The 10,862-nt window shown below is 73.2% G+C and carries 7 protein-coding genes; 4 read left to right on the top strand and 3 right to left on the bottom strand.

The window, feature by feature from the left end:
* Nucleotides 1–170: 170 nt before the first annotated feature.
* From GB864_RS18835 to GB864_RS16650, 3 genes are all read left to right on the top strand, one after another.
* Nucleotides 171–3,071: an AAA family ATPase gene (locus GB864_RS18835; RefSeq protein ID WP_160426814.1), complete on the top strand. Its 2,901-nt coding sequence runs from the start codon at nucleotides 171–173 to the stop codon at nucleotides 3,069–3,071.
* 52 nt (nucleotides 3,072–3,123) lie between these two features.
* Nucleotides 3,124–3,780 carry a TrmH family RNA methyltransferase gene (locus tag GB864_RS16645; RefSeq protein WP_160426815.1) on the top strand — a complete coding sequence of 219 codons (657 nt, stop codon included), beginning with the start codon at nucleotides 3,124–3,126 and terminating at the stop codon, nucleotides 3,778–3,780.
* Between the two features lie 107 nt (nucleotides 3,781–3,887).
* Nucleotides 3,888–6,623: a CocE/NonD family hydrolase gene (locus GB864_RS16650; RefSeq protein ID WP_202107326.1), complete on the top strand. Its 2,736-nt coding sequence runs from the start codon at nucleotides 3,888–3,890 to the stop codon at nucleotides 6,621–6,623.
* A 135-nt stretch (nucleotides 6,624–6,758) separates the two neighbouring features.
* Here the strand turns inward: GB864_RS16650 and GB864_RS16655 are convergent, their stop codons facing one another.
* On the bottom strand, nucleotides 6,759–6,977 hold the full coding sequence (locus tag GB864_RS16655; protein ID WP_160426816.1) for an Rv0909 family putative TA system antitoxin: 219 nt from the start codon (nucleotides 6,975–6,977) through the stop codon (nucleotides 6,759–6,761).
* A 124-nt stretch (nucleotides 6,978–7,101) separates the two neighbouring features.
* Between GB864_RS16655 and GB864_RS16660 the strand changes: the two genes are divergently transcribed.
* Nucleotides 7,102–8,097 carry a CorA family divalent cation transporter gene (locus GB864_RS16660; RefSeq protein WP_160426817.1) on the top strand — a complete coding sequence of 332 codons (996 nt, stop codon included), beginning with the start codon at nucleotides 7,102–7,104 and terminating at the stop codon, nucleotides 8,095–8,097.
* A 51-nt stretch (nucleotides 8,098–8,148) separates the two neighbouring features.
* On the opposite strand, the gene GB864_RS16665 is transcribed toward GB864_RS16660, so the two are convergent.
* Nucleotides 8,149–10,047, bottom strand: a complete 1,899-nt coding sequence (locus GB864_RS16665) for a YhgE/Pip family protein (RefSeq protein ID WP_160426818.1) — start codon at nucleotides 10,045–10,047, stop codon at nucleotides 8,149–8,151.
* Nucleotides 10,044–10,712: a hypothetical protein gene (locus tag GB864_RS16670; protein ID WP_202107327.1), complete on the bottom strand. Its 669-nt coding sequence runs from the start codon at nucleotides 10,710–10,712 to the stop codon at nucleotides 10,044–10,046. Before GB864_RS16670 ends, GB864_RS16665 begins: the two co-directional genes overlap by 4 nt.
* Nucleotides 10,713–10,862: the final 150 nt, after the last annotated feature.

A 10,862-nucleotide genomic window follows, 5' to 3' on the forward strand; every position in this document is an offset into this window, starting at 1 on the left:
ATGCCTAAGCGACTGGAGTTCAGGCGCACGCTCTTCCGACCTCCCCGGCGGAGCCCGCGGGCCGGTCGGCGGCGCCGTCGGCAACGGGCCCGGACGGGCGGGCCGAGCGGGTCGAGGCCGTCGCGTCGGGGCTGGGCCGGGATGTCGTGGCTCGGTGGCACGATGAATCCGTGCGAACGTTCACGACCGGCTCGGCGATGGTGGGGCGGGGCGCCGACCTGGAGTGGCTCGAGGGGCTGCTCGAGGCGGCGCGTGCGGGAACGCCGCGCACCGCCGTGCTCGGCGGCGAGGCGGGCATCGGCAAGACCCGGCTGCTGCGCGAGTTCCGCGACCGCCTCGGCCGGGACGTGCGATTCCTCGCCGGCCAGTGCGTCGACCTCGGGTCGGTGGCCTCGCCGTACGCGCCGATCAAGGCCGTGCTGCGCACGCTCGTCGCCGACCTCGGCCCGGACGTCGCGCTCGACGCCGTCGGCCCCGGGCGCGACGCCCTGATCGCCCTGCTGCCGGAACTGCGACCGGACGCCGGCCCGGGTGGGGGCGGCGCGAGCCCCGCCGTCGCGGCCCAGCTGCACGAGGCGGTCGCCGTGCTGCTCGAGGCATCCGCCCGCCGGCGCACCACCGTCGTCGTGGTCGAGGACCTGCACTGGATCGACGTCGCGAGCCTCGCGCTGCTGCGCTTCCTCATGCGCGTCCTCGTCGACGGCCGCGTGCTGCTCGTGCTCAGCTACCGCACCGAGGACGTCGGGCGCGGCCACCCCGTCCGCTCCTTCCTCGGCGAGGTCGAGCGCGACCGCGATGTCGGCCGGCGCGAGCTCGCGAGACTCGACCGCGACGAGGTGCACGAGCTCGCCGAGCGCCTCCTCGACCGTCCCACGGGCGGCGCGCAGTTCGACCGCGTGTACGAGCGCAGCGAGGGCGTGCCGTTCTTCATCGAGGAGCTCGTCGACGGCTGCGTCGACGACGAGGAGCTGCCCGAGACCCTCCGCGACCTGCTGCTCGCCCGCTACGAACGGCTGTCGGAGTCGGCTCAGGAGCTGCTGCGCCTCGTCGCGGTCGGCGGGGTGCGCATCTCGCACGGCCTGCTCGCCGATGTGCACGCGGGCTCGCCGGACGCGCTCGACGTCGAGGCGCGCGAGGCCGTGCGCGCCGGCGTCCTCGTCGTCGACGGCGAGGACTACGCCTTCCGGCACGCCCTCGTGCGCGAGGCCATCGCCGCGGACCTCCTGCCGGGGGAGCGCGCCCGCTTCCACACCCGTTACGCCGAGGCCTACGAGCGCTTCCCCGACGACCGCCGCGTCGCGGCCGAGATCTCGCATCACTGGCTCGGCGCCCACGACGCGGCCCGGGCGTTCCCCGCCACCGTGCAGGCGATGCGCGAAGCGCGCGCGTCCTTCGCCTACCCGAGCGCGGCCCAGCTCGGCGAGCGCGCCCTCGACCTCTGGGACGCCGTGCCCGACCCGGCTGCGACGGCCGGCATGGGCAAGCTCGAGCTCATGGGACGCACCGCGAACTACCTGCGCGAGTCGGTGCAGGACGAACGGGCGCTCGCGCTCGTTCGGGCCGCGCTCGCCGAGTGCCTGCCCGACGATCCGCAACGGCCGCGGCTGCTGCGCGACGAGGCCGATCTGCTCTCCGCACTCGGGCGTCCCGGCGCCGTCGAGCTCCTCCGCAGCGCGCTCGAGCTCCTGCCGGACCCCGACTCCGACCTGCGGGTCAAGGTGGCGATCAGCCTCGCCGGTCGGCTCATGCTCGGCGGCATCGAACGCGAGGAGGCGATGCGGGTCGCCGACGAGGCCGAGGAGGCCGCGATGCGCATCGGCTCGGCCCGCAACGCCTCGGTCGCGGCGAACATCGCCGCGGTCGTGCGCGGCCACTCGGGGCTGCCCGGCGGGGTCGACGGGTTCGAGCGGGTGCGCCGCCTCGCCGACGGCGACGGCTCCGCGATGCTGCGCTACTGGGTGAACGTCAGCGACCTGCACTACCTCTCCGGCGACTACCGGGAGGCGGTGCGCCTCGCGGAGGAGGGACTCGCCCGCGCCCGCGAACGCGGCGTCGAGCGCAGTTCCGGCGCCATCCTCGCCTCGAACGCGATCGACCCGCTCTTCGCCCTGGGCGAGTGGGAGCGTGCCGATCGGCTCTGGCACCGCACCATGCGATCCGGTGCGGCGCCGACCCACCGCATCTACCTCCAGCGCGCCCGCATCCAGACGATGGTCTGGCAGGGCGAGCTCGACGAGGCGCGCGAGGCGCTCCGCGAGTCGCGCTCGGCGATGCGCGCGATCATGGCGTTCGAGGAGCAGTCCCGGCTCGGCATCGGCCGGCTCATGACCGAACTCGCGCTCGAGTCGGGCGATCTGCCCCGGGCCTGGCGGGAGCTGGCGGGCCTGCTCGACTCGCCGACCCGGCCGGTGCCCGGGCACGCGCTGCCGTACGTGCACGTCGCGACGCGCGCGGTCGTCGCCGCCCACCGGGATCCGGGAGCCATCGGCGTCTCGGCCGACGAGCTCGAACAGGTCGAGCGCACCCTGCGGGACCTCCTCGCGGGCTCCGCCGGCTGGCCGACGTTCGTCGTGTGGGGGCCGCTCGCCGAGGCCGAACTCGGCGGCGAGGACGTCGAGCGCTGGCGTGCGGCGGTCGCGGGCGCCGACGACGAGCGCGCACCGGTCGTCGTGCGGCCGTACGCGCGGCTGCGGCTCGCCGGGGCGCTGCTCGCGTCCGGCGATCGGGCGGCCGCCCGGCTCGCGCTCCAGGATGCCCATGGGTCGGCCGTGCACGTGGGTGCCGGCCTGCAACTGCGGCGCATCGCGGAGTTCGCCGAGTCGGCGGGACTGCCGCTCGACGGAGCGCCGGCCCCGCGGGCGGGCGCGTCCGACTCGCTCGAGCTGACGACCCGTGAACGCCAGGTGCTCGGCCTCGTCGCCGAAGGGCTCAGCAACCGGCAGATCGGCGAACGGCTCTTCATCAGCGGCAAGACGGCGAGCGTCCACGTCTCGGCGATCCTCCGCAAGCTCGGCGTGGCGACCCGCACCGAGGCGGCGATGCGCTGGGCGACCCTCGCCGAGGCCGACTGAGGCGCGGCACGCGCGGCGTCCGCCGCCTGCCGGCGCGGCTAGCGTTGACCGGGTGGATGACGCGCAGCACACCGAGCCCGAGGAACCGGCCGCCCTCGTCGGCGGAGTCGGCCCGTGGCCGGAGGGCGCCGACGCCTGGCCCGACGACCCCCGCTACGACCCGGAACTGCTCGAGCACGGCGACCGCCGCAACGTGATCGACCGCTACCGGTACTGGCGCATGGAGGCGATCGTCGCCGATCTCGACGAGCGGCGGCACCCGTTCCACGTCGCCATCGAGAACTGGCAGCACGACATGAACATCGGTTCGATCGTGCGCAGCGCGAACGCGTTCGCCGCCGACACCGTGCACATCATCGGCCGGCGGCGCTGGAACAAGCGCGGCGCAATGGTCACCGACCGCTACCAGCACGTGCTCCACCACGAGGACGTCGCCGCGTTCGCCGAGTGGGCCGCAGCCGAGTCGCTGCCGATCATCGCCGTCGACAACATCGACGGCTCGGTGCCGATCGAGGCGTTCGAGTGGCCGGCGCGGTGCGTGCTGCTCTTCGGGCAGGAGGGTCCGGGGCTCAGCGGCGAGGCGGTCGGCGCGGCCGACGCCGTCGTGGAGATCACCCAGTTCGGCTCGACGCGATCGATCAACGCGAGCGCCGCCGCGGCCGTCGCGATGCATTCCTGGGTGCTCGCCAACGCCGACCTGCCCCGCTGAGGCGCCCCGCCGACCGGCCGGGCGGCACTGCGACGGCTGTTACATCTCGGTAAACAAGCAATGTGCGCCCCTTCACAATGCTGTGAGCGCGCTGACTGAATCAGTGCATGACACAACCCAGCATCGCCGGCCCACGAAGCCGGCAACGACCCGCCGTCCGTCGCCTCGCAGCATCCGGCCTCGCCGTCGCGCTCGCCGCGGGCCTCCTCGGCTTCGGGGCGGCTCCAGCCCAGGCCGCCCCGGAGATCGAACTCGAGGGCGGTGTCACCGCGCCCGCCTTCGAGTACGCCGACGCGATCCGCGAGCGGGTCTACATCCCCGTCCCCGGCGTCGATCAGGACCGCGACGGCGTCGACGACGTCACGGCCGTGGAGATCATCCGGCCCCGCGTCGAGGACCCGTCCCGGACGGTCCCCGCGATCATCGACCCGAGCCCGTACTACACGACGGTCGGCCGGGGCAACGAGTCGCAGCTCATCGTCGACGTCGACGGCGACGGCATCAACGACGAGTGGCCGCTGTTCTACGACAACTACTTCGTCGAGCGCGGCTACGCCGTGATCCTGGCCGAGATGGACGGCACCGGGAACTCGACCGGCTGCCCGCTGCACGGCGGCGCGGGCGACATCGCGAGCATGAAGGTCGTCGTCGACTGGCTGAACGGACGTGCGGCGGGCCGCACGGCCGACGGCGCGCCCGCGCTCGCCGACTGGCACAACGGCAAGTCGGCGATGATCGGCAAGTCCTACGACGGCACCCTCGCGAACGGCGTGGCGGCGACGGGCGTCGAGGGGCTCGAGACGATCGTGCCGATCTCGGCGATCTCCGAGTGGTACCGGTACTCGCGCACCGGCGGCATCCGCCACAACACCGACTACGCGTCGGGGCTCTCGAACAACGTCACGAACCCCGATCGGCGGGCGATCTGCGCGCCGACGCGCACCGACATGAACGCGATGGACGGCGACGAGCACGGCGACGTCAACGCGTTCTGGGCCGAGCGCGACTACACCGGCCCGCAGTCGCAGATCACGGCCTCGGTGTTCCTCGTGCACGGCTTCAACGACGACAACGTCCGCATGAGCCAGGTCGGCTCCTACTGGGACGACCTCGTCGCCCGCGACGTGCCGCGCAAGATCTGGCTCGCGAAGGTCGGCCACATCGATCCCTTCGACTTCCGCCGCGAGGTCTGGGTCGACACCCTGCACCGCTGGTTCGATCAGTGGCTCTACGGCATCGACAACGGCATCATGTCCGAGCCGCAGGCGACGATCGAGACCGAGCCGGGCGTCTACGAGGACGTCGAGTCCTGGCCCGTCCCGGGCTCCGAGGACGTCTCGCTCGCCCTCACCGGCGCCGACGCGGCGACGGCCGGGCAGCTCCGGTTCGAGCCGGTGGAGGGTGCGGCCGCCCGTACCGTCACGACCGGTGCGTCGAGCGCGCACTCCGAGACGAACCTGATCGCCGACCCGACGGGCATCCGGGCCCAGCGCACCGTGTTCCTCTCGGAGCCGCTGACGGCCGACCTCCGCATCTCGGGCACGCCCCGCATCGAGCTGGATGCCTCGATCTCCGGCACCCAGTCCAACCTCTCGGCGATCCTCGTCGACTACGGTCCGACGACGCGCACCCCGCGCTCGCCCGGCGACGGCGTCGTGAACACCGCGGAGCGCACCTGCTGGGGCGGGCAGAGCGCCGCCGACGACGCCTGCTACCTCGAGGTCGAGCGGCGCACGACGACGGCCGACCTCTGGCGCGTCAGCCGCGGCGTGCTCGACTCCTCGAACCGCGAGTCGGTCCTCGCGGAGGCGGCGAGCCCCGTGGTCGCGGGTCAGCAGTACGGCTTCGACTGGGCCCTCGAGCCCTACGACGAGGTCTTCGAGGCCGGCCACCGCATCGGGGTGGTCGTCTCGACGAACCTCAGCGGGTTCGTCGCGGGGGCTCCGGCGACGGTGACGGTGGATGCCGCGACGAGCCGCATCGTGCTGCCCGTCGTCGGCGGACTCCCCGCCGCATTCGCCTCGGGGGGCCTCGGCGCCCCGGCCCCCGTCTCGCTCGCGTTCGATCTCGGCGGCCGCGGCTCGGCGATCGAGCCGCAGGCGGTGGCCTACGGTTCGGCGCCCGTCGCGCCCGCGACGCCCGTCGATGCGACCGGCTGGGAGGTCTTCGGCGGCTGGTACGCCGACGCGGACCGTTCGACGCCGTTCGACTTCGCCGCGCCGCTCGCGGCGGACGCCACGGCGTACGCGAAGTGGGTCCCGGCCGACTCCGCGGCACCGGGCAAGGCGACGCTCTCCAACACGAGCGGGCGCGCCCACGGCCTGCACGACGGCACGTACGACGTGGTCGCCGACCTGTGGTGGGGCACCCCGGGGCGGGAACTCCGGCTCTACGAGAACGGCGTCCTCGTCACGACGAAGGCGCTCGTCCCGAGCGGCACGTCGCAGCAGGCCTCGGTGCGCTTCAGCGGCAAGCCGAACGGCACGTACGTGTACAGGGCCGAGCTCGTGAACTCGCGCGGTGCGACGTCCACCACGACGACGACCGTCACGGTCTCGGACGCGGCACCCGGGACGCCCGTCGTCTCCCATGACAACTGGGATCGCGACGGCTCGTTCACCGCGACGGCGAACCTCTGGTGGGGCACGAACGCGACGTCGTACCGGTTCGAGTTCGACGGCGAGGTCGTCGGTTCCGGCCCGCTCGTCGCGGCGTCCCCCGCCGCCCAGGCCGCCACGCTCCGGATGACGGGCGTGCCGGTCGGCTCGCACACCCTCGTCGCGGTGTTCGTGAACGCGGCCGGCGAGACGTCCTCGCGTGCGGTGACCGTGCGCGTCGACTGAGGCCCGGCGGGTCGGTGCGCTCCGTCGGGTGCGCACCGACCCGCCGGCTCCGCGATGTGCGGCCCGAGCGCTCGGGCCGCCGGATGCGGACGGTCGCCCGCTGTGCTGAGCGGGCGACCGTCCGATCGGCACGGACTACTCGTTGCCGACGGACTTGTCGATGTTCGCTCGCACGTCGTCGATCTTGCCGTCGTGCTCATCGGGCGTGATCTTCTTGACCGCGTCCCCGACCGCGCCCAGCACCTGGTCCGAGATGCCCTCGGCCTGCTCGCTCTTCAGCGCATCCTGGATCTTGTCCTTGTTGTCGTTGATGAGGTCGCCCGCCTTCTTGGCGAGGTCGTCGAAGCCGCTCATTGGAATCCCACTCCTTCGTGCGGCGGCGGTGCGCCGCCCCGTTCGAGACTAGGTTGAGGCCCGGGCGACGTGAACCCCGCGAGCCGACCTCGGCCAGGATGTCCGGCGGTGCAGACTGCGGCGGGTGAGCGTCATCGACAACGCGATCTACCGCGACGGCAAACGGCTGATCGAACCGACGAGCCTCGACGAGACGTTCGAGCTCTGCCAACGGGAGTCCGGGTTCGCCTGGATCGGCCTCGCCGACCCGACGGACACCGAACTCGACGAGGTCGCGGCCGAGTTCGGACTGCATCCGCTCGCCGTCGAGGACGCGCGGATCGGCCATCAGCGTCCGAAGCTCGACCGCTACGGCGACCAGCTCTTCCTCGTGCTGCGGCCGGCCTTCTACATCGACGCGACGGAGAAGGTCGAGTTCGGCGAGTTGCACTTCTTCGTCGGCACGATGTTCGCCGTCTCGATCCGCCGCGGCTACACGGCGGACCCGCTCGCGGTGCGGCACCGGCTCGAGGCCGACGCGACGCTGCTCTCGCGCGGGGCGGCAGCCATCGTCTACGGCGCGCTCGACGTCGTCGTCGACGGGTACGAGCCGGTCATCGCCGGCCTCGAGAACGACATCGACGAGATCGAGGACCAGCTCTTCTCGGGCGACCCGGCCGTCACGAAGCGCATCTACGACCTCGCGGTGGAGGTCATGGGATTCCAGCGGGCGACGAAGCCGCTGCTCGCCGTCTTCGACGGGCTGACCAAGCTCGCCGACGAGTTCGACGTCGACCTCGAACTGCGCCGCTCCTTCCGCGACGTCAAGGACCACATCCTGCACGTCGTCGAGAAGGCCGACGGGTTCCGCGAACTGCTCGGCAACGCGCTCGACGTGCACGGCACGCTCGTCGCGCAGCGCCAGAACGACGTCGCGCTCGCCCAGACCGAGCAGACCAAGAAGATCTCCGGCTGGGCCGCGGTGTTCTTCGCGCCCTCGCTCGTCGGCACGATCTACGGCATGAACTTCCGGTACATGCCGGAGCTCGACTGGCACCTCGGCTATCCCGGCGCGCTCGTGGCGATGTTCCTCAGCGGGCTCGTGCTCTATCTGATCTTCAAGCGCAAGAAGTGGATCTGACGACGGATGCCCCGCGCCGCGGTCGCGGCACGGGGCATCCGATCGCGCCCGTCAGCCGATGAGGCTCGGCTGGAGGTCGCGGAGGGTGCGGGTGTGCGTCATCCGCGTCACGCCGATCGCCGCGATCGCCAGGGCGCCGATGAGGAAGCCCGCGAGCACGATCGCGTCGTGACCGGCGCGGGCGAGGTCGCCGCCGTACATGAACTGCCGCATCGCGTCGACGACGAAGCTCATCGGCATGACGTGGTGCAGCGCCGCGAGCGGGGCGGGCAGGGTCTGCCAGGGGAACGTGCCGCCCGCGGTGACGAGCTGCAGCACCATGAGCACGAGCCCGAGGAACTGCCCGACGCTGCCGAGCCAGACGTTGAGCGCGAGGATGATCGCCGCGAACGTCATCGAGGCGAGCACCATGATGCCGAAGGTGCCGAGCGGGTGCGCGACGCTGAATCCGAGGGCGACGGCGAGGATGCCGAAGAGCGCGGCCATCTGGATGCCGCCCAGGATGCCCGGGGTCAGCCAGCCGGCGAGGGTGATCTTCACCGGGGAGCGCAGGGCCGTGACCGCGCGCTTGGAGACCGGCTTGACGATGAGGAAGAGCGCGTAGATGCCGATCCAGGCCGCGAGGCTCGCGAAGAACGGGGCGAGGCCGGCGCCGTAGGAATCGGCCTCGGTGACGGCGCTCGTCTCGAGGTCGACGGGGTCGGAGATGACGCCCGCCTGGGCGTCGATCGTCTCCGCGCTCGACTCGGGGATCTCCTCGACGGCGTCGCCGAGACCGCTCGCGAGCTCGTTCCCGCCGTCGTCGAGCTGCACGAGGCCGTCGCCGAGCGCGACGACGCCGGAGTGGAGCTGCGCGGTCCCGTCCTGCAGGGCGCTCGCGCCGTCCGCCGCGGTCCGCGCGCCGGCGGCGGCCGTGTCGAGGTTCGCGGCGAGGGTGCTCGCGCCGTCGGCGACCTGGGTGGCCCCGGCCGAGAGTGCGTCGACCTGGGCGACCGCGTCCTGCACCTGGGCGTTGCCCTCGGCGAGGCGGTCGGCGACGGGGTCGAGCGCGGCGAGGACCTCGTCGATCGTCGCCTGGTCCACGCCTTCCTGCGCGAGCCGCGCCGACAGGTCCGTGCGCGCCTGGGGGAGCAGCGCGGCCGCGTCGTCGACGACGGCGCCGGCCTGGTCGGCGACGGCCGCGAGCTGGGCGTTGCCGTCGGCGACCTGCGCGGCGCCGTCGGCGAGGGTGTGCGCTCCGGTCGCGAGCTGGGAGGTGCCGTCGGCGAGGGTCGCCGTGCCGTTCGCGAGCTGCGTCGCGCCGTCGGCGACCTGCGCGGACCCGCCGGCGAGCTCCGACTGGCCCGAGACGGCCTCGCCGAGGCCGTCGGCGAGCTGCGTCGCGCCGTCGGTGGCATCCACGAGGCCCGAGCGGATCGTCTGCACCGAGGTCAGGAGCGTGCGAGCCGCCTCTTCGCCGACCTGCGCGGCGACCTTCGCGCGCACCTGCTCGATCGCCTGCTTGCCGATCGTCGAGGCCAGGTACGAGTTCGCGTCGTTCGTCGAGAGCACGAGCTGTGCCTGCCGCGGTTCGTCGGTCGCGGCGGACTCGAGCGCGGCAGTGAAGTCGGCCGGGATGGTGATCGAGAAGTCGAAGGCCTGGTCGTCGACGCCGTCGGCCGCGCCCGAGGCCGACACCACGTGCCAGTCGAACGTGCCGTCGTCGAGGAGCTCGTCGGCGACCTCCTGGCCGATGTTGCGGGTCGAGCCGTCGGCCTCGGTCGCGCCTGCATCGGCGACGACGAGCGCGACGGGCACCTGGTCGAGCCGGGCGTACGGGTCCTGGTTGGCCCAGAGGTAGAGGCCGCCGTAGAGCAGCGGCACGATCATGAGGGCGAGCAGCGCGATCCTCGCCATGCGCGAGGCGGTGAGGCGTCGGAGCTCGGCGGCGATCATCTGCGGGATCTTCACGCGAGGCCTCCTTCGAGGAGTTCGGCGGCGGCCGAGTCGGGGTCGACGTCGGTGCCGTGCAGGCGGGCGATGAGGTCGGCGGCGCCGAGCGCGGCGGACGAGGCGTCGCCCGCGACGACGAGCACGGCGAAGCCGCGCGCGGCGAGGTCCTGCGCCAGCGCCCACCACTCGAGCGGGTCGCCGCCGTGGCGGTCGGGGGCGACGACGACGAGGGCTTCGACGTCGTCGCGGAGGATGGCGAGCTCGGTGAGCAGCCGGATGCGTTCGCGCGGGGCGACGGTGTCGATCGCGCGGCGCGCGAGGTGCGCGAAGCCGAGCTGGTCGAGCCAGCGCGACACCGAGATCGGGTTCGAGGGGATGCCGGCGAACATGAGCTCCTCGGCGGCGACGCCGGCGACGGTCACGCCGTGGGCCGGGTCGTTGACCGAGGGGGCGTCGACGAGTGCGACGCGACGGCGCAGCCCCTTCCGGTCGGCGCGGCCGTCGAGGAGCACCTCGCCGGAATCGGGCGTCATCCGCCCGCTCGCGATGAGGCCGAGGATGCTCGGGCGCAGCTCGGTCTCGGCGCGCGCGAGGCTCGCGCGGCCCGACTCGAACGAGATCGTGGTGCTCGGCAGGGCGTGGCCGCGACGCCCCTTGGAGACGCCGCGCAGTTCGACCCTCATCGCCGCACCGGCTTCCCGGCGAGCCCGGCGCTCGTGACCGGGACGACGGGTTCGCCGCCCGGGCCGAGCTTCGGCACGGCGCCCGTGCGGGGCGCCTCTCGCCGGCCGCGTGCGCGCGTTCGCGCCGCCGCGGGCTCGGGCAGCACGGCG

It is taken from the genome of Agromyces seonyuensis, from assembly GCF_009789225.1.
Lineage (GTDB): Bacteria > Actinomycetota > Actinomycetes > Actinomycetales > Microbacteriaceae > Agromyces > Agromyces seonyuensis.

Bases quoted from the DNA above. Each gene is read 5' to 3' on its own strand.
- GB864_RS16650 (WP_202107326.1), top strand. From the start codon at position 3,888: ATGACACAACCCAGCATCGCCGGCCCACGAAGCCGGCAACGACCCGCC.
- GB864_RS16655 (WP_160426816.1), bottom strand. From the start codon at position 6,977: ATGAGCGGCTTCGACGACCTCGCCAAGAAGGCGGGCGACCTCATCAAC.
- GB864_RS16670 (WP_202107327.1), bottom strand. From the start codon at position 10,712: ATGAGGGTCGAACTGCGCGGCGTCTCCAAGGGGCGTCGCGGCCACGCC.